A 17,102-nucleotide genomic window follows, 5' to 3' on the forward strand; every position below is an offset into this window, starting at 1 on the left:
ACTTTGGCTCCCCGGCGCAGGCCGGGGCCCAGTTGGGAAAGCCGTCGTGACGACGTGCAACGCGCTTCATCACCATCCTCCCAACTGGGCCCCGGCCTCCGCCGGGGAGGGCTCCAGTTTCGGTGAATCACGTCCTAGCTGTGGAGCCTCAACACGTTTTTAGTCCGGCTGACTGAGCCGACTGATGGGTGTTTTGGAGTGTCGGCTGCCATGCGGGCGATGCCAGCTGTAGTTGTGCAGCCAGGGTTCGAGAGCGTCCTTGCGGTGCTTCGACGCGGCGTCAGCGCACGACGGGGAAATCATGGGTTCCCGCTTTCGCGGGAACACGCGGGAGCGGACACCATGAAGGCATGCGAGGGAGCGGCACGACGACCGCTGGCCGCCCCCTACGCGATTACATACCTTCGACGTGCTGCAGATGCCCCTGCACCACCGGCACGATGCTCGTCGCGACCGCCTTCAGCGGCGCCGAGGTGCCGTTGGCCGAGTAGCTCTGGTGCAGCTGCAACGCCATCTGGTGGGCGGTCTTCTGCTGCTGGACGTACAGCCGGTCGCGTGCCTCTCCCTTGGCGGCGCGCAGCGCGGCGATGTTGCGGGCCTGCATCGGCTCCAGCTTGGGCGGCGGCACCATGATGCCGGCCTGCTTGGCGGCGGCCTTCACGTCGGCCGTGCTCTTGGTGTGATCGGCGATCATCTGGTTGGCGAAGTCGCGCAGTCCTGCATTCTGCGTGGTCGCCAGCACCAGCTGGCTCGACTGCCGCTCGTACAGGTCGCTGGCGCCCGCCTTGGCGACATAGGTCTTGGCAGCCATCGGCTGGGCGGCGGCCGGACCGGCCACCACGACGGCGGCGACGATGGCGATCGGCGCAAGGAATCGGTTCATAGTCGGTCTCTCCTGTTCGCCCCCCGGCCACGCGCGACAAGCGCGCGACGGTGACGACCGTTCCCGGCAAAGGCGGAGAAACCTCTCTATTTCAGAGTGACTTAATCTGGATCAGCGGCCAACCCAGTCGGCGACCTCGCCGGCGACCTGATTGGCCGCTTGGTTGATCGCCGGGCCGACGCTGGCGGCGTCGATCGCAGGCACGGGCACGCGGGCCTCGAACCGGCGCTTCTCGGTCGTCGGCGTGCCCGTGCGCGACAGCGATGCGTCGAACGTCACCACCGCCTCGCGCGCCGTCGCGTCGAGCCCGAAGTTGCGCAGCTCGCCGTCGAGCTGGTCGTTGCTCTCGCCGACCGCCTGAACCTGACTGACGACGACGCGGCCGGTCTTGGCAGCCAGCGTGTCGGACATCAGTCGCGCGAACAGCCGCGCCGGCGGCTCCGACCACTGCGCGTCCTTGACATAGGCCAGGCTCGTCGCGCTGGTCCGCACCGGCACCCGCGCCACCGCCAGTGCCGCCGGGACGACGGGCACCGTCACCACGATCGCCTTGGCGGTCGCGCTGCTCTGGTCCTGTCCGACCGGCACCGTCGCGGTCGGGCTGAGCGTCAGCAGCGTGCTGGGCGGCTTGGCGCCGAAGCTGATGCAGCCGGCCAGCGGCAGCACCGCCAGCAGGACGGCCGAACGACGGAGGGCAGGCTTCTTCATGGCGGTCCTCACTTACCCTTGTAATCCGGCAGCTTCTGCGACCCGATCAGCGACCCGGCGCCGCCCTGATCGACCTTCTCCGCGACCGACGACAGCGCGGCGGCGGTGGTGCGCAGGTCGCGCACCAGCCGGTTCGCCTCCGGAATCGTCTGGCGCGAGAAGGTCTGGAGGCCCGGCCGCGCGTCGCCGATCGCCGCGTTCAGCGTCTCTGCCGATTTCTGGGCAGAGGTGATCGCCTTGTTCAGGTTCTGGATCGTCGGCTGGATGTCGTTGGCCAGCACGCCGTTGGTGGTCGCGGCCAGCTGGCCGATCTGTTGCGACGCCTCGCCCGCCTGCTGGATGGCGATGCGGGTCTGCGCCAGCGTCGCCGCGATCTCGGGCCCGCGATCGGCCAGCGCGTCGGTCAGTCGGTTGGTATTCTCCAGGATGCCGGCGATCGATGCCTGGTTGCGATCGGTCAGCAGGCCGGTCAGCCGCTCGGTCAGCGTCGACAGTCGCTCCAGCAGCTGCGGCGCGGAGTTCAGGATCGCGCCCAGGCCGCCCTGCTTGGTTGGGATCACCGGCACGCCGTACGGACAGACGCTTGTGGCGTTACCGTCCGGGCAGACGATCGGCGCGGCGCCCTTTCGCGCGCCGTCGAGCGAAACGGTGCTGGTGCCGGTGAAGCTGCCGACCACGGTCGCGGTCGTGCCCGCCAGCACCGGGGTATCGTCGTTGACGCTGATCCGCACCCGCACGAACTGCGGGTCGACCGGCCACAGCGCGATCTGCTTCACCTGCCCCGACGGCACACCCGAATAGGTGACCGCCGACCCGCGCGCGAGCCCGTCGACCGACTGGCGGAAGAAGATGTCATATTCCTTCTCCGACGTGCCACCCAGCCGGGCGATCCAGACGGTGAAGAGCGCGAGCACGGCCAGCAGGATCAGCACGACGGCGCCGACCAGGACGTGGTTGGAGCGGGTTTCCATCAGCGTGTTCCTGTCTGCGTCTCGGCGGCATCGCGGGCGTGGTTGTCGGCAGAGCCGCCCTGCGACGGCGCGTCGGCCGCGTTGGTTCGAACCTCGGTGGGATGACGATCGGCCTGCGCGTCGGCAGAGGCGGGATCGCCGAACTCCCTGGTAGAGGCGGCGGCGCGTCCACGCGGCCCCTCGAAATATTCCTGGATCCAGGGATGGTCGGTGGCGATCAGCTCGTCGATCGTGCCGACCGCGATCACCTTCTTCTCGGCCAGCACCGCCACCCGGTCGCAGATCGCGTACAGCGTATCCAGATCGTGGGTGATGAGGAACACGGTCAGCCCCAGCGTGCGGCTCAGCTGGCGGATCAGCTCGTCGAACGCGGCGGCGCCGATCGGGTCCAGCCCCGCGGTCGGCTCGTCCAGGAACAGCAGTTCGGGGTCGAGCGCCAGCGCCCGCGCCAGCCCGGCCCGCTTCTTCATGCCGCCCGACAGCTCGGCCGGGTATTTCGGCCCGGCATCGGCGGGCAGGCCGGTCATCACCACCTTGTACGCCGCGATCTCGTCGATCAGCGCGGCCGGCAGGTGGCGGTAGAATTCCTTGATCGGCACCTGCACGTTCTCGGCCACCGTCAGGGTCGAGAACAGCGCCCCGCCCTGGAACAGCACGCCCCAGCGCTTGCGGATATCGGTCGCCTCGGTCTCGTCACGGCCGATGGTCGGCTGGCCGAACACGGTGATCTCGCCGGCATCGGGCGTCTGGAGCCCGATGATCGAGCGCATCAGCACCGACTTGCCGGTGCCCGAGCCGCCGACCACGCCCAGGATCTCACCGCGGCGAACCTGCAGGTCCAGCCCGTCATGGATCACCTGCTCGCCGAAGCTGTTGCGCAGCCCCTTGACCTCGACGACGACCTCGTTGCGATCGCGCGCCATCAGTTCCACCCCACCCAGGTGAAGAACACCGCGAAGAACGCATCGAGCACGATGACCAGGAAGATGCCCTGCACCACGGCCGATGTGGTGCGCAGGCCGACCTGCTCGGCATCCGCCTCGACCTGCATGCCCTGGAAACAGCCGGCGATGGCGATGATCGCCCCGAACACCGGCGCCTTGATGAGGCCGACATACAGGTCGGTGATCGGCACCACCTCGCGAATGCGGGCGATGAACGTCACCGGCGGGATCTCCAGCGACGCCCAGGCGAGCAGGCAGCCGCCGATCATCGCGATCAGACTAGCGTAGAAGCCCAGCAGCGGCATCAGGATCACCGCCGCCAGCGTGCGCGGCAGCACCAGCGCCTCCATCGGCGACACGCCGATGGTCCGCATCGCGTCGATCTCCTCGGTCAGCTTCATCGTGCCGAGCTGCGCGGCGAAGGCCGAGCCCGAGCGGCCCGCGACCATGATCGCGGTCATCAGCACGCCCAGCTCGCGCAGGGTCAGCCGTCCGACCAGGTTGATCGTGAACACCTCGGCGCCGAACTGGCGCAGCTGCACCGCGCCCTGTTGCGCGATCACGATCCCGATCAGGAAGCTCATCAGCCCGACGATCGCCAGCGCCGACACGCCGACCGTCTCGAACTCATGCACCACCGCGTTGAAGCGGAAGCGGCGGGGGTGGCGGATGACGTGGAGGAACGCCAGGGTCGTCGCGCCCAGGAAACCGAGCAGTCCCAGCAGGGTCCGCCCGGTCAGCACGACGGCATCGCCGATCTCGCCCAGCACCCGCATCAACGGGCTGGTCGAGCGGTCGCGCGCGACGACGGGCTCGTCGGCCTTCACGACCTGCTCGAACAGCTGGCGGCTATCGTCGTCCAGCCCCTCGACCGCGGCGTCGTGACGTGCGGCGAAGCGGTGGACGACCCAGGCGCCGACCGTGTCGATCCGGTCGACCCCGCTCAGGTCGACTCGCGACACCTGCCCGTCGACCCGGTCGAGGCGATCGGGCAGGGTGCCGAGCCGCGCCAGCGACAGGTCGCCGGTGAAGCGGACGGTGCCCTGTTCCTCCTGGAAGTCGGCGGTAGCGCTCATCGGCCTCTTCCTTGGGCGAAACCGGCGACCACGGCAAGCCGATACGCGCGCGCGGCGAAATGCAGTGATGACGCGGATGTGCTCATGACCCGTTCACAGCAGCACGTCGACCGCGTGGATCGCCAGCCCGACGAGCCCGCCGACCAGCGTGCCGTTGATGCGGATATATTGCAGGTCGCGTCCCACCGCATTCTCCAGCCGCGCGGTGATCGTGCCGCTGTCCCAGCTGCGCACCGTTTCCGACACCAGCCGGACGATGCCGTCGCCATAATCCGCCGCGATCGCCACCGCCGTCCGCCGCACGAAGCGGTTGACGGTCCGCGCCAACCGCGGATCGTCGCGCAGCGTGCCGCCCAGCTGGCGCAGCACGTCGCCCAACTGCCCCTGCATCGCCGCCTCCGGATCATTGGCGATCCGCAGCAGCGCGGCGCGCGCCTGCTCCCACAGCCCGTCCATCCAGCGCGCCATCGCCGGGTTGGCGATCAGCTCGTCCTTGGCCGACTCGACGCGGTCACGGGTGGCAGGATCGAACTGCAGATCCCAGGCGAGCCGGTCGAGCCCCTCCTCCGCCTTCAGCCGCAGCGGATGCTCGGGATCGTCGGCCATGTCGGCGAGCAGCTTGTCGAGGCCGCCGATCAGCTTGTCGGCGAGCGTCTCGTCCAGTCCGGTCCAGCGCAGGATCGCGCCGGCACGCTGCTGCACCATCTGGCGGACCAGCGCGTCGTTGGAGGCGAGCGCGTCGGCGGCCCAGCGGATCGCCGCATCGAGCAGCGGCTTGTGCCGCCCCTCGGCCATCGTCGCCTTCAGCAGCTGTCCGGCGATCGGCGCGACCTGAGTCTCGCGCAGCCGGCCGGCGACCGCGGCCTTCACCATGCCGCCGAGTCGCGCAGGGTCGAGCCCCTCCAGCACCTGCGCCACCAGCTTCGATGCGCCCTGGCGGAACTGCCCCCCCGCCCCTTCCGGCGGATCGGTCAGCCAGCGCGCGACCGCACTCGCGACGTCGACACGCCGCATCCGGCGCGCGACCACGCGCGGGATCAGGAAATTGGCGCGCAGGAACAGGGCAAGCTGGTCGCCGATCCGGTCCTTGTTGCGCGGCACGATCGCGGTGTGCGGGATCGGCAGGCCGAGCGGGTGGCGGAACAGCGCGGTCACCGCGAACCAGTCGGCCAGCCCGCCGATCATCGCCGCCTCGGCGAAGCTGCGCACGAAGCCCCATGCCGGATGCCGCTCGGCCAGCGCGCGGCTGACGAGAAACAGCGCCGCCATCATTACCAGCAGCGCGAACGCGACCTGCCGCATGCGCACCAGCCCGGGCGGAGCAGTCTCGGGGCGCGCGGTGAAGCCGGTCATCGCACGATCAATGACCGACGGCCCGCTTTGTTCAAGAGCGCGTGGAGATCGTCACTCCGCCGGACCCAGCCGCGGCGGTGCACCCTGCTCGATCAGCGGCCCGCCCTCGTCGCCGGGGCGATAGGTCAGCAGCCGCTTGCCGAGACGCGGCCCGACCCATTCCTCGATCCCGATCGACAGGCTGAAGGTCGCGGGCACGATCACCAGCGTCAGCATCGTCGACAGGATCAGGCCGCCGATCACGGTCACTGCCATCGGCTGGTTGAACGAGCCGTCGCCGCCCAGCGACAGCGCGGTCGGGATCATGCCCGCGACCATCGCCACCGTGGTCATCACGATCGGCTGCGCGCGCTTGTGCCCCGCATCCAGGATCGCCGCCATCGCCGGCACGCCGACGCGCATCTCCTCCAGCGCGAAGTCGATCAGCAGGATCGAGTTCTTGGCAACGATGCCCAGCAGCATCAGCAGCCCGATCAGCACCGGCAGCGACACCGGCATCCCGCAGATGTGGAGCGCCAGCGCCCCGCCCAGCGGCGCCAGCAGCAGCGAGCCGAGATTGACGAACGGCGGCATCGCGCGGCGGTACAGCAGGATCAGCACCGCCAGCACCAGCATGACGCCGGCCATCACCGCGATGACGAAGTTCTGGATCATCTCCGCCTGCCACTTGGCCGATCCGGAAGCCGCATAGTGAACGCCCTGCGGCAGGTCGTTCATCACCGGCAGCTTCATCACCTTGGCCCGCTCCTCGCCGCTGACCGCGCCGGGGGCGAGGTCGGCGTCGACGATGATGCGGCGCTCCTGGTTGAAGCGGCGGATCTCGGACGGCCCGGCACCATAGCTGATGTTCGCGACGACGCGCAGCGGCACGGTGCCGCCGCGCTGCAGCTGGACCGGCAGGTTCTGGATCGTCGACAGGTTGCGCCGGCTGTACGGGTCGAGCGCGACGCCGATCGGGATCTGCCGGTCGGGCAGTGAGAATTTCGCCGCGTTCTGGTCGATCTCGCCCTGGGTGGCGATGCGGATCGTCTGGCTGAGCGCCGCGGTGCTGATCCCCATGTCGGCGGCCAGGTCGAGCCGCGGCGTGATGATGAGCTCGGGCCGCGGCAGGTCACCCTCGACCCGCGGGCTGCGCAGGTTGGGCAGCGTCTTCATCTCCTCGGCGACGCGGTTGGCCGCGGTCAGCAGCGCCTGCGGATCGTCGCCCGCCAGCATCACCGACACCGGCCGGCTGCTGCCACCACCGCCGTCGTTGGACGCGAAGCTGATCCGCGCATCGGGGATCGCGTTCAGCAGGACCGATGTCTGCCGCTCGAAATCGATCGAGGAACGGGCGCGGTCCTTGCGCAGGGTGATGTCGATCGTCGCGCTGCCGACCTTCACCTTCTCGACCGCGGCCTTCACCTCGGGCTGGGCACGCAGGATCGCGTTGGCGCGGTCGGCGACCGCCTCGGTCTGCTCCAGCGTGGTACCCGGCGTCATCGCGATCGACAGGGTGCTGAAGTCGACGTCCTGCGGCGGCTGGAAGGTGAAGGGCAGCGTGGCGAAGGCGGCGATCGTCGCCAGGAACGATATCGCCCCCAGCCCGACCGTCTTCCACCGGTTCCGCAGCGTCCAGCCGAGCACGTCCATGTAGCGGTCCATCGCCCAGCCGCCGCCATGCTCCTGATGCCCCTGCGCCTTCAGAAAATAGGCGGCGACCATCGGCGTGATGAGCCGCGCGACCAGCAGCGACATCAGCACCGCGACGACCACAGTGATGCCGAAATTCTTGAAGAATTGGCCGGCGATGCCCGGCATCAGCCCGACCGGCAGGAACACCGCGACGATCGAGAAGGTGGTGGCGACCACCGCCAGCCCGATCTCGTCGGCGGCGTCGATCGACGCCTGGTACGCGGATTTGCCCATCCGCATGTGGCGCACGATATTCTCGATCTCGACGATCGCATCGTCGACCAGCACGCCCGCCACCAGGCTGAGGCCCAGCAGCGTCATGAAGTTCAGGCTGAACCCCATCAGCGACATGATCCAGAAGGTCGGGATCGCCGACAACGGGATGGCGAGCGCGGAGATGATCGTCGCCCGCTTGTCGCGCAGGAACAGATAGACGACGATGACCGCCAGCACCGCGCCCTCGATCAGGGCATGGATCGCGGACTTGTACTGGTTCTTGGTATAGCCGACGCTCGAGAACTGCTCGACGAAGCGGATGTTCGGATTGTCCTTCTGGAGCGCCGCCAGCTCCTTCACCGTCGCGTCGTAGAGGCTGACCTCGGATGCGCCGCGCGCGCGCTGGATGCCGAAGCCAACGACCTGGCGGCCGTTCACCTTGGCAAAGGCGCGCTGCTCCAGCGATCCGTCGCGCACCTCGGCGATGTCGGACAGGCGCACGGTGCGGCTGGTCGTCATGCCGATGCCGCCGGCCGCCGCGATGTTGCCGGAAATGGGTATCTGGGTCTGGCCCAGCGTATAGGCGTCCTGCGCGTTGCCGACGATGCGCAGCGACTGCTCGCCCCCGCCCACCTCGGCCCGGCCACCCGCGGCATTGATGTTGGCGGCGCGCAGCGACTGGTTCACCTGGCTGGCGGTGATCCCCAGCGACTGCATCTTGGCGGGGTCGAGGATTACGCGGATCGCGCGGTCGACGCCGCCGGTCAGCTCGATATTCTGCATCCCCGGAATGGCGAGCAGCCGCTTGCGCACGACCCGGTCGACATATTGCGACAGCTGTTCCAGCGTCATGTCGTCGCCCTCGACCGACCAGGTCGCGACGGAGCCGTTGTTGATGATGACGCGCTCGACCACCGGCTCGATCACGCCGTCGGGCAGTTCGCCGCGAATCGTGCTGATCGCGTCGCGGACGTCGGTGACGGCGCGGTCGACAGGGGTGTTGAAATCGAACTGGACGAAGGTGCCGCTCGACCCCTCGCTGATCGTCGAGTTGATCTCGTCGACGCCCTCCAGCGACCGGATCGCCGCCTCGACCCGCTGGGTGATCTGCGTCTCGATCTCCGTCGGTGCCGCGCCCGGCTGGGCGATGCGGACATAGACCGCCGGGAAGGTGATCTCCGGGCTGTCGTTCACCGACATGCGGTTGAACGAGATGATGCCGGCGATCGTCAGCGCGATGAACAGGACGATGGGCGGTACCGGGTTCCGGATCGCCCAGGCCGACATGTTGCGGAAACCCATGGTCGTCAGCCCTTCTGCGCCTGGCGGATCGGCTTCACCTTCTGCCCCGGATTCAGGAAGGCGCCGGCCGACAGCACGACCCGCTCCGTCCCGTTCAGCCCTTCGGCGACGGCGATGCCCGAATCGGACACCTCGCCGATCTTGATCGCCCGGCGCTCCACCTTGTCGTCCTTGCCGACGACGTAGACGAAGCTGCCCTTGCCGTCGGTCATCACCGCCGATTCGGGCAGCAGCGGCAGCGCGCTCGATCCCGAGACGATCGCCGCCGTGCCGAAGCCGCCCGGCCGTAGCGCCGGATCATAGCGCAGCGCGATGCGCGCGATGCCCTGGCGCGTCGAGGGATCGACGACCGGCGAGATCTGCCAGACCTCTCCCGAATAGCTGCGGTCGGCACCGATCGGCGTCACCTTGGCCGGAGCGCCAACATGCAACCCGGCAAGATCACCCTCGCTCAGCTGCGCCCTCAGCTCCATCTGCCCGCCCTGCGCGATGCGGAACAGCATGCCGCTGCCCGAGCTGACGATCTGCCCCGCCTCGACCCCGCGGGTCAGCACCAGCCCCTCGGCCGGCGCACGAATGTCCAGCCGGCCGTTGCGCGCCTGCGCTTCCTTGAAGCTGGCACCGGCGACCTTGACCCGCGCCGCCGCGGCATCGCGCGTGGCGGTGCGGCGCTGCAGGTCCGCCTTGGAGATGAAGCCGCGATCGACCAGCGCGTTCGCCCGGTCGAGTTCCGCCTGCGCCAAGGTCAGGTCCGCACGTGCGACATTGACCTGCGCGCCCAGCGAGGCGGCGGTCTGTGTCTGGACGGAGCGGTCGACGGTCGCGAGCACCTGACCCGCCTTCACCCACTGGCCCGGCTCGACCAGCACGCGCGTGACGATCCCGCCCTCGCCCGCGACGCCGACCGGCATCTCGCGGCGTGCGGCGATCGATCCGGTCGCCGACAGCGTGCGCTCCGCCGCCTTGCGGCCGGGCACGACGACAGTCACAGGAGACAATTGCTCGCCGCCGCCCGCAGCGGGTGCGTCCGGCTTCTTGCCGGCAAAGGCCCACAGCGCGATCGCGACCGCCAGCACGGCGACGACCGCCGCCGCGACGATCCAGCGTCGGCGCGAACCCGGTGCCTCTGGACCCGTCAGCCGCTCTGGCGCCATCACTCCCGGTTCGTAGTTCATGCCGTGCCCGATCCCGTCCCACTCGCGCAACCCTTCGGCGCGCACCCCATTCTTGCTGTGTTATACAAATAGGTCACCAGGCTCAAGACCCGCAGACCGATTCATCACAGGCCGTGCGTATCGCGCTATTGCGGCGACGGTAAGTCCTGATCGGGACCGTTCAGGCGGCGTTGATCCGTCGGCCGGCAAAGGCACAGGCGACGATAACAGGAGACTATCATGCGTCATGCCGTTCTTGCCATCCTGACCGCCACCGCCGTGCTGCCCGCAGTCGCCGCCGCCCAGACCGGCCCCGCCTCGGTCGTGCCGATGGTGGCGGCGGCCGGAACCGTGCTCGATGTCGTGGCAGAGGGAAAGACGACGCGCGTGCCCGATCTGGCGACGATCCGCGCCGGTGTCGTCTCGACGGCGCCGACCGCCGCGCAGGCACTGGGCGACAATGCCGCATCGATGACGAAGGTGATGGCCGCGCTGCGCCGTGCCGGGGTCGCGGCGCGCGATCTGACGACCGCCACGGTGCAGCTGTCGCCGCAGTATCGCTATGCCGATAACCAGCCGCCGGTCGTCACCGGTTATCAGGCAACCAACACCGTCTCGATCCGCTTCCGCGACGTTGCGACCTCTGGCGCGATCCTGGACGCGCTGGTCGCGCAGGGGGCGAACCAGATCGATGGTCCCAACCTGTCGGTCGCCGAACCAGAGGCGGCGCTGGACGAGGCACGCACCGATGCCCTGCGCCGCGCCCGCGCGCGTGCCGATCTCTATGCGAAGGCGGCGGGACTGCGGGTGGTGCGAATCGTCTCGATCGGAGAGGCGGGGCAGGACGCCGGCGGCCCGGATCGCCCGCCCGTGTTCTACGCCCGCGCGATGGCGGCAGACGCCAAGACGGTCGTCGCGCCGGGCGAGAAGGACATCACCGCGACGCTGCAGGTTCGCTTCCTGCTGGACCAGTAACGACGAAGGGGCCGCCCGGCATCGCCGGACGGCCCCTTCCTCTACCCGGTCAGACGACCGGGTGTGCGATCAGCGAACGCTGCCGCGACGCACCAAGTTCACGATCGCCAGCAGGACGATCGCGCCGAGCAGCGACACCAGGAACGAGGTGACCGTCAGCGGCGCGTTGTTGATCGAGCCGCCCGAGATGATGAGCCCGCCGATGAAGGCGCCCACGATGCCGACGACGATGTTCAGGAAGATGCCCTGCTGCGCGTCGGTGCGCATGATGATGCTCGCCAGCCAGCCGATAACGCCGCCGATGATAAGCCACAGAATGATGCCCATTTCCGTTCCCTCCGTTGCAGCCCGCGAACGGCGCGGGCGTTGCCGGAAGAACCGAAATGCGGCCGACTTGTTCCGGGGCCGATCCTAATCCCTTCGATCAGTATTTCTGCTGCCGCTCGTACAGCGAGCGATAGTGCTGGATACGGGTGACGCGCAGTCCCGGCATTCCTGACCGGTCGATCGCGCGCTGCCAGCCGGCGAACTCCTCCACCGTCAGGCTGTAGCGGTCGCACACTTCGTCGACCGACAGCAGCCCGCCATTGACCGCGGCGACCACCTCTGCCTTGCGGCGTACGACCCAGCGCGTGGTCGAGGGCGGCGGCAGCGTGTCGATGGTCAGCGGCTCACCGAGCGGACCGATGACCTTGGCGGGACGAATTTTTTCGTTCTGGATCATTCTTCAACCTCTGTCGGGACGCGAGGTCCCCTCGAAACGCGTACAAGCTGCGTACAGGCTGGGCTTGAAGATCGCCTGAAACGCCGCGGTAAACGGGGACTTCAACTCTCCTTCCAATGCGTTAGCATTCGGGCCACGCCGGCGTTGAAACAGCCGCTACCCGCGTGCGACGCGACGCTGCCGGATGCGACGGAAAGGGTGTCGGCCAGCGCCGCGACCACCACCGCCACATCGGGTTCCGATGTCGTCTCGATGGCGTCTTGCCCGCGCTCTATCCGGCTCTGATGCAACGCGACCCCCGTCGAAACCCATGCGAGCCGTCGACGTAACCAGTTTAGGTGAAGGCGAGGTAAAGCGCTTTTGCCCGGCCGCCGCCGCGCCTATGTGCGCGGTCGTGGACCAGATGATCGATTTCCAGCTGAAGGGTGGCGCCGCCGGCAAGCGCATCGTCGTCGCCATGTCGGGCGGCGTCGACAGCTCGGTGGTGGCGGCGCTCGCCGCGCGGACCGGTGCCGAGGTGATCGGCGCGACGCTGCAGCTCTACGATCATGGCGAGGCGACGGCGCGGCCGGGCGCCTGCTGCGCCGGCCGCGACATTCGCGATGCGCGCGCGGTGTGCGACCGGCTGGGCATCGCGCATTACGTCTTCGATCACGAGAGCGCCTTTCGCAGCGCCGTGGTCGATCGCTTCGCCGACGAATATCTCGCCGGACGCACCCCGATCCCGTGCGTCCAGTGCAATATGGGGCCGAAGTTCACCGACCTGTTCGCGCTCGCGCGCGACCTGGGCGCCGACTGCCTCGCCACCGGCCACTATGTCCGCCGGGTGCCGGCGGCGGACGGCGTGCAGCTGCACCGGGGCAGCGATCCGGCGCGCGACCAGAGCTATTTCCTGTTCGCCACAACCACCGCGCAGCTCGATTTCCTGCGCTTCCCCCTGGGTGGCCTGCCCAAGGACCGGGTCCGTGCCATCGCTGCCGAACTGGGGCTGGGCGTCGCCGCCAAGCCCGACAGCCAGGACATCTGCTTCGTGCCGGACGGCGATTATGCCGGGCTGGTCAAGAAGCTGCGGCCGGAAGCGGCGACCGGGGGCGACATCGTCGACCTGTCCGGCGCCAAGCTGGGCGAGCATCGCGGACTGGTCCATTTCACCGTCGGCCAGCGCAAGGGACTGGAGGTCGGCGGCCAGGCCGAGCCGCTCTACGTCGTCCGGATCGAGCCCGACAGCCGCCGCGTCGTCGTCGGGCCGCGCCGCGCACTGGCCGTGGCGGCGATCCGGCTGACCGACGCCAACTGGATCGGCGGCACCCATGTCGGGGCGGTCACGGTCAAGGTCCGCTCAATGGCGCGGCCGGTGCCGGCGCGGCTCGACGGCGACCGGCTGGTGTTCGAGGTGCCGGAGTACGGCGTCGCTCCGGGGCAGGCCGCGGTGCTCTATGCCGGCGAGCGCGTGCTGGGCGGCGGCTGGATCGCCGAGACCGAAGCAGCGCTGGTCGCCGCCTGAGCCATATAACGCAAGAAATGGCGGGAGAGAGCGCGGCCGCGCACTCGATCTCCCGCACCATCGCGTCGCCGCTGCCGGTTTGACCGGCGGCTCCGCTCCGCAATTCGTCTTTTATGATTGACGGCGCTGCGACAGTGGCAGGTCGGTAGACGAGCGCCGGACGAAAAAAAAGGCCGGACGAGCCGGCCTGTGAAGTTTTTAGGAGAGGATGCCTGAAAGGCACAGTCGTTGTGCACCGCAGCGCATCTGTTCGCAAGTGCAACGTAAGTCCGCACAGATGCATCAAACGCAATTGTCCGACATCAGGACAGGTGAAAATGCCCCTCCATAACGGTCACGCATGATCCGGTCAGTTCTACCCGCTCACCGTCCAGCCGGCAGTGCAGCCTGCCCCCGCGCGGACTCGCCTGTCGGGCAGTGAAGGCCGGCGAGCCGAGACGGTGCGTCCAATAGGTTGCGATCACAGCATGCGCCGACCCGGTAACCGCGTCCTCGCCGCCATGCTCCGGCACGAAGACGCGGCTGACGATGTCGGTGTCGCGCCCGGGTGCGGTAACGATCACCGAGATGTTACCGGCCTTTGTCAGCGCAGCGAAGTCGGGCTGGACCGCCGCCACCGCCGCTTCATCAGGCAGTACGACCACCGCATAACCCCGATCGTGCCACAACGTCGCGACCGGCGCGCCTGCACCCAGTGCCGCAACAATCGCGGGCAGCGGCCTGGAAACCGGCACCAGCGCCGGCACGTCGAGCCTGTAGCCATGCTCTGCGCGCTCAACCGCCAACACGCCGGCGCGCCGCGTGGCGAAGCGTACCCGATTGCGGGCCGGCTCCGCGTCGAGCATGACATGCCCGCTCGCCAGCGTCGCATGGCCGCAGAGCGCGATCTCGCCACGGCCCGAGAACCAGCGCAGGTCCAGCTCGGCTCCGTCCTTCGCGGCAGGCGTGACGAACGCCGTGGCAGGTAAACCGATCTGGGTGGCGATCGCCAGCAGCGTCGCATCGTCTGGCCAGGCGTCCAACCGCAGCACCGCCGCCGGATTGCCGGAAAACGGCCCGTCGACGAAGGCGTCGACCCGGGCGAATGGCAGGTCCAGCGCGGCTAGATCCGCTTGGCGAACCAGTGCGGCGTCACGTCCGCCTCGACCAGCGGATTGTCGGTGTCGACATGCCCCTCGGGATCGAGGTGGATCAGCACCTCGACCTTGGGGAAACGCTGCTTCAGGTTGCGCTCGACCGCCTCGACCAGATCGTGTGCGCGCGCCACGGTAATCGCCGGGTCGACCTCCATATGGAACTGCGCGAAGTCGTGGCTGCCCGACCGGCGGGTGCGGAAATCATGGATGCCGCGCAGGCCGGGCTGGCGCGCCGCGACGTCGAGGAACGCGGCGCGCTGATCCTCGGGCCACTCCTTGTCCATCAGCTGGTCGATCGCGTTCGACGACGCCTGGAACGCGCCCCAGGCCAGCCACAGCGCGATGGCGATGCCGAACAGCGCGTCGGCACCGTGCCAGCCGACATATTGGTCGAGCACCAGCGCCGCGATCACCGATCCGTTCAGCAGCACGTCCGACTGGTAATGGACGTTGTCGGCCATGATCGCGACCGACCCGGTCTGGCGGATCGCACGGCGCTGGTACCAGAGCAGCGCCACCGTCGCGACCATTGCGACGACCGACACGCCGATGCCGAATTCCGCGTCCTGCGTTGCCGCCGGGTCGCCGAGCGCCTGCACCGCGCGCCAGCCGATCCCCGCGGCCGACGCGGTGATGAGCGCGACCTGGAACAGCGCCGCCAGCGCCTCCGCCTTCCCGTGCCCGAAACGGTGGTCATGGTCGGCCGGCTCCCCCGCCAGCTTCACGCCGTACAGCGTCACCAGCGAGGCGAGCAGGTCGAGCGCGGTATCCGCCAGCGAGCCCAGCATCGCCACCGACCCTGTGTGCCAGGCGGCGAACCCCTTCAGCGCCAGCAGGAACAGCGCGGTCGCGACGCTCGCCAGCGCGGCACGGATCGCTACGGGGATAAGGCGACGGCGTTCGTCCTGCGTCATGGATAGAGAAGCCCTTCGTGCCAGCCGTCAGCCCAGACGAACAAACGTCGTTCGTGAAGCCGGTGGGCGCGATCCTGCCAAAACTCGATGCGATCGGGAATGACGCGATACCCGCCCCACTGTGGTGGTCGAGGTACATCGCCGTCTTTGAACCGCTCCTCCATCGCTCTGAAGCGCGCCTCGAACGTTTCGCGCTTGTCCAGCGGGCGCGACTGGTCCGACGCCCATGCACCGAGCTGTGAGTCGCGGCTGCGGGTAGCGAAATAAGCGTCGGACTCCGGCTCGGTTGTCCATTGAACCTTGCCCTCGATCCGCACCTGCCGGCGCAGCGATTTCCAGTGGAACAGCAGCGCGGCGTTGGGATTGGCAGCCAGATCGCCCGCCTTGCGCCCCTCGCGATTGGTGTAGAACACGAACCCGTCGGCCCCGTGTCCCTTCAGCAGCACCATGCGCACCGACGGGCGGCCATGTGCATCGGCGGTGGCCAGCGCCATCGCATTGGGGTCGTTGGGCTCCGACGCCTTGGCCTCGGCGAACCAGGCGTCGAACAGGGCCAGGGGATCGTCCATGACCTGCCCCATAGAGCATTCGGTCGGCGAACGGAACGAGTCCGCGCGGCCTGCATTGAATCGCCCGCGAAACGAGGGATTTGCGATGGCCGCACGGGCATATTGGCAGGGGCAGATCAGGCTGGCGCTGGTGTCGATCCCGGTCGAGATCTACTCGGCGACCCGCAGCGGCGCCGCGGTCCAGTTCCGCCAGATCCACGAGCCGACCGGCAAGCCGATCAGCTACGAGAAGGTCGTGACCGGCGTCGGCCCGGTCGACCTGGACGACATCGTCAAGGGTTACGAGGTGTCGAAGGGCGAGTACGTCCTGCTCGACCAGGACGAGATCGACGCGGTAAAGCTCGAATCGAAGAAGACGCTGGAGCTGACGCAGTTCGTCGACGCCTCCGAGATCGACGTCCTCTATTACGAGAAGCCCTATTTCGTCGTCCCTGCCGATGATCTGGCCGAAGAGGCGTTCATCGTTCTGCGCGAGGCGCTGCGCCGCACCAAGAAGGTCGGACTCGGCCAACTGGCGATGCGCGGCCGCGAATATGTCGTCAGCCTGAAACCGTGCGGGCGCGGCATGGTGCTGGAGACGCTCCGCTATGCCGACGAGGTGCACAAGGCGCAGGGTTATTTCCGCGAGATCCCCGACGACAAGCCCGATGCCGAGCTGCTCGACCTGGCCGAGGCGCTGATCGACCGCAAGACCGCCGCCTTCCACCCCCAAGAGTTCCACGACCGCTATGTCGACGCGCTGAAGGGTCTGATCGAGCGCAAGCGCAAGGCGAACGGCAAGAAGGTCATCGAGGACAAGGGCGGCGCCGAGCCGAAATCCTCCAACGTCGTCGACCTGATGGCGGCGCTGCGCAAATCGATGGGCGACAAGCCCAAGGCCGCGGCGAAAACGCCCGCGAAGAAGGCGCCAGCGCGCAAGCCGGCGGCGAAGAAACGTGCCTGACCGCCACACTCTTCGCCCCTGCACGGGCAGGGGCCTCCCGGTAGAAAGGCGCGTGC

At 68.5% G+C, this 17,102-nt stretch carries 16 protein-coding genes; 3 read left to right on the forward strand and 13 right to left on the reverse strand.

Features of this window, described 5'->3' with window-relative positions; all coding sequences use genetic code 11:
• Nucleotides 1-394: 394 nt before the first annotated feature.
• The 8 genes from Q5H91_RS13955 to Q5H91_RS13990 form a co-directional block, all read right to left on the reverse strand.
• A complete protein-coding gene (locus tag Q5H91_RS13955; RefSeq protein WP_305174041.1) occupies nucleotides 395-883 on the reverse strand; it encodes a DUF4142 domain-containing protein in 489 nt (162 codons plus the stop codon).
• Nucleotides 884-994: 111 nt separating this feature from the next.
• A complete protein-coding gene (locus tag Q5H91_RS13960) occupies nucleotides 995-1,591 on the reverse strand; it encodes an ABC-type transport auxiliary lipoprotein family protein (protein WP_305174042.1) in 597 nt (198 codons plus the stop codon).
• 8 nt (nucleotides 1,592-1,599) lie between these two features.
• The gene (locus tag Q5H91_RS13965; protein ID WP_305174043.1) at nucleotides 1,600-2,562 is read right to left on the reverse strand and encodes an MlaD family protein; all 963 of its coding nucleotides are present in this window, start codon (nucleotides 2,560-2,562) and stop codon (nucleotides 1,600-1,602) included.
• The gene (locus Q5H91_RS13970) at nucleotides 2,562-3,485 is read right to left on the reverse strand and encodes an ABC transporter ATP-binding protein (RefSeq protein ID WP_305174044.1); all 924 of its coding nucleotides are present in this window, start codon (nucleotides 3,483-3,485) and stop codon (nucleotides 2,562-2,564) included. Before Q5H91_RS13970 ends, Q5H91_RS13965 begins: the two co-directional genes overlap by 1 nt.
• Nucleotides 3,485-4,582 carry an ABC transporter permease gene (locus Q5H91_RS13975; RefSeq protein WP_305174045.1) on the reverse strand — a complete coding sequence of 366 codons (1,098 nt, stop codon included), beginning with the start codon at nucleotides 4,580-4,582 and terminating at the stop codon, nucleotides 3,485-3,487. The genes Q5H91_RS13970 and Q5H91_RS13975 overlap by 1 nt, the downstream gene beginning before the upstream one ends.
• Nucleotides 4,583-4,675: 93 nt before the next feature.
• On the reverse strand, nucleotides 4,676-5,935 hold the full coding sequence (locus Q5H91_RS13980; protein ID WP_305174046.1) for a DUF445 domain-containing protein: 1,260 nt from the start codon (nucleotides 5,933-5,935) through the stop codon (nucleotides 4,676-4,678).
• Nucleotides 5,936-5,986: 51 nt separating this feature from the next.
• Nucleotides 5,987-9,127, reverse strand: a complete 3,141-nt coding sequence (locus tag Q5H91_RS13985) for an efflux RND transporter permease subunit (RefSeq protein ID WP_305174047.1) — start codon at nucleotides 9,125-9,127, stop codon at nucleotides 5,987-5,989.
• A gap of 5 nt (nucleotides 9,128-9,132) precedes the next feature.
• Nucleotides 9,133-10,302, reverse strand: a complete 1,170-nt coding sequence (locus Q5H91_RS13990) for an efflux RND transporter periplasmic adaptor subunit (protein WP_305174048.1) — start codon at nucleotides 10,300-10,302, stop codon at nucleotides 9,133-9,135.
• Between the two features lie 219 nt (nucleotides 10,303-10,521).
• Here Q5H91_RS13990 and Q5H91_RS13995 point away from each other — a divergent pair, with 219 nt between their 5' ends.
• On the forward strand, nucleotides 10,522-11,256 hold the full coding sequence (locus tag Q5H91_RS13995) for an SIMPL domain-containing protein (RefSeq protein WP_305174049.1): 735 nt from the start codon (nucleotides 10,522-10,524) through the stop codon (nucleotides 11,254-11,256).
• 69 nt (nucleotides 11,257-11,325) lie between these two features.
• On the opposite strand, the gene Q5H91_RS14000 is transcribed toward Q5H91_RS13995, so the two are convergent.
• Both Q5H91_RS14000 and sciP read right to left on the reverse strand, forming a co-directional pair.
• Nucleotides 11,326-11,583, reverse strand: a complete 258-nt coding sequence (locus tag Q5H91_RS14000) for a GlsB/YeaQ/YmgE family stress response membrane protein (protein ID WP_305174050.1) — start codon at nucleotides 11,581-11,583, stop codon at nucleotides 11,326-11,328.
• Nucleotides 11,584-11,680: 97 nt separating this feature from the next.
• Nucleotides 11,681-11,980 (reverse strand): CtrA inhibitor SciP, encoded by a 300-nt coding sequence (sciP, locus tag Q5H91_RS14005; RefSeq protein ID WP_305174051.1) that lies wholly within the window; start codon nucleotides 11,978-11,980, stop codon nucleotides 11,681-11,683.
• A 403-nt stretch (nucleotides 11,981-12,383) separates the two neighbouring features.
• Here sciP and mnmA point away from each other — a divergent pair, with 403 nt between their 5' ends.
• Nucleotides 12,384-13,484, forward strand: coding sequence for a tRNA 2-thiouridine(34) synthase MnmA (gene mnmA / locus Q5H91_RS14010; protein ID WP_305174095.1), 1,101 nt, complete (start codon nucleotides 12,384-12,386; stop codon nucleotides 13,482-13,484).
• A 302-nt stretch (nucleotides 13,485-13,786) separates the two neighbouring features.
• On the opposite strand, the gene Q5H91_RS14015 is transcribed toward mnmA, so the two are convergent.
• Genes Q5H91_RS14015 through pdxH form a run of 3 tightly spaced genes read right to left on the reverse strand, consistent with a single transcriptional unit; the run spans nucleotide 13,787 to nucleotide 16,103 of the window.
• Nucleotides 13,787-14,608 (reverse strand): PhzF family phenazine biosynthesis protein, encoded by an 822-nt coding sequence (locus Q5H91_RS14015; RefSeq protein WP_370655269.1) that lies wholly within the window; start codon nucleotides 14,606-14,608, stop codon nucleotides 13,787-13,789.
• Nucleotides 14,587-15,534 (reverse strand): cation diffusion facilitator family transporter, encoded by a 948-nt coding sequence (locus Q5H91_RS14020; RefSeq protein WP_305174052.1) that lies wholly within the window; start codon nucleotides 15,532-15,534, stop codon nucleotides 14,587-14,589. The genes Q5H91_RS14015 and Q5H91_RS14020 overlap by 22 nt, the downstream gene beginning before the upstream one ends.
• Nucleotides 15,531-16,103: a pyridoxamine 5'-phosphate oxidase gene (gene pdxH, locus Q5H91_RS14025; RefSeq protein ID WP_305174054.1), complete on the reverse strand. Its 573-nt coding sequence runs from the start codon at nucleotides 16,101-16,103 to the stop codon at nucleotides 15,531-15,533. Before pdxH ends, Q5H91_RS14020 begins: the two co-directional genes overlap by 4 nt.
• 85 nt (nucleotides 16,104-16,188) lie before the next feature.
• Here pdxH and ku point away from each other — a divergent pair, with 85 nt between their 5' ends.
• Complete coding sequence (gene ku, locus Q5H91_RS14030; protein ID WP_305174055.1) at nucleotides 16,189-17,046, forward strand: non-homologous end joining protein Ku; 858 nt, start codon at nucleotides 16,189-16,191, stop codon at nucleotides 17,044-17,046.
• Nucleotides 17,047-17,102: the final 56 nt, after the last annotated feature.

It is taken from the genome of Sphingomonas aurea, assembly GCF_030678875.1.
Classification (GTDB): Bacteria; Pseudomonadota; Alphaproteobacteria; order Sphingomonadales; family Sphingomonadaceae; genus Sphingomonas; species Sphingomonas aurea.

Excerpts from the sequence above, each read along its gene's own strand:
- Q5H91_RS13955 (WP_305174041.1), bottom strand. The coding sequence starts at position 883 with ATGAACCGATTCCTTGCGCCGATCGCCATCGTCGCCGCCGTCGTGGTG.
- Q5H91_RS13960 (WP_305174042.1), bottom strand. The coding sequence starts at position 1,591 with ATGAAGAAGCCTGCCCTCCGTCGTTCGGCCGTCCTGCTGGCGGTGCTG.
- Q5H91_RS13965 (WP_305174043.1), bottom strand. The coding sequence starts at position 2,562 with ATGGAAACCCGCTCCAACCACGTCCTGGTCGGCGCCGTCGTGCTGATC.
- Q5H91_RS13970 (WP_305174044.1), bottom strand. The coding sequence starts at position 3,485 with ATGGCGCGCGATCGCAACGAGGTCGTCGTCGAGGTCAAGGGGCTGCGC.
- Q5H91_RS13975 (WP_305174045.1), bottom strand. The coding sequence starts at position 4,582 with ATGAGCGCTACCGCCGACTTCCAGGAGGAACAGGGCACCGTCCGCTTC.
- Q5H91_RS13980 (WP_305174046.1), bottom strand. The coding sequence starts at position 5,935 with ATGACCGGCTTCACCGCGCGCCCCGAGACTGCTCCGCCCGGGCTGGTG.
- Q5H91_RS13985 (WP_305174047.1), bottom strand. The coding sequence starts at position 9,127 with ATGGGTTTCCGCAACATGTCGGCCTGGGCGATCCGGAACCCGGTACCG.
- Q5H91_RS13990 (WP_305174048.1), bottom strand. The coding sequence starts at position 10,302 with ATGAACTACGAACCGGGAGTGATGGCGCCAGAGCGGCTGACGGGTCCA.
- Q5H91_RS13995 (WP_305174049.1), top strand. The coding sequence starts at position 10,522 with ATGCGTCATGCCGTTCTTGCCATCCTGACCGCCACCGCCGTGCTGCCC.
- Q5H91_RS14000 (WP_305174050.1), bottom strand. The coding sequence starts at position 11,583 with ATGGGCATCATTCTGTGGCTTATCATCGGCGGCGTTATCGGCTGGCTG.
- sciP (WP_305174051.1), bottom strand. The coding sequence starts at position 11,980 with ATGATCCAGAACGAAAAAATTCGTCCCGCCAAGGTCATCGGTCCGCTC.
- mnmA (WP_305174095.1), top strand. The coding sequence starts at position 12,384 with ATGATCGATTTCCAGCTGAAGGGTGGCGCCGCCGGCAAGCGCATCGTC.
- Q5H91_RS14020 (WP_305174052.1), bottom strand. The coding sequence starts at position 15,534 with ATGACGCAGGACGAACGCCGTCGCCTTATCCCCGTAGCGATCCGTGCC.
- pdxH (WP_305174054.1), bottom strand. The coding sequence starts at position 16,103 with ATGGACGATCCCCTGGCCCTGTTCGACGCCTGGTTCGCCGAGGCCAAG.
- ku (WP_305174055.1), top strand. The coding sequence starts at position 16,189 with ATGGCCGCACGGGCATATTGGCAGGGGCAGATCAGGCTGGCGCTGGTG.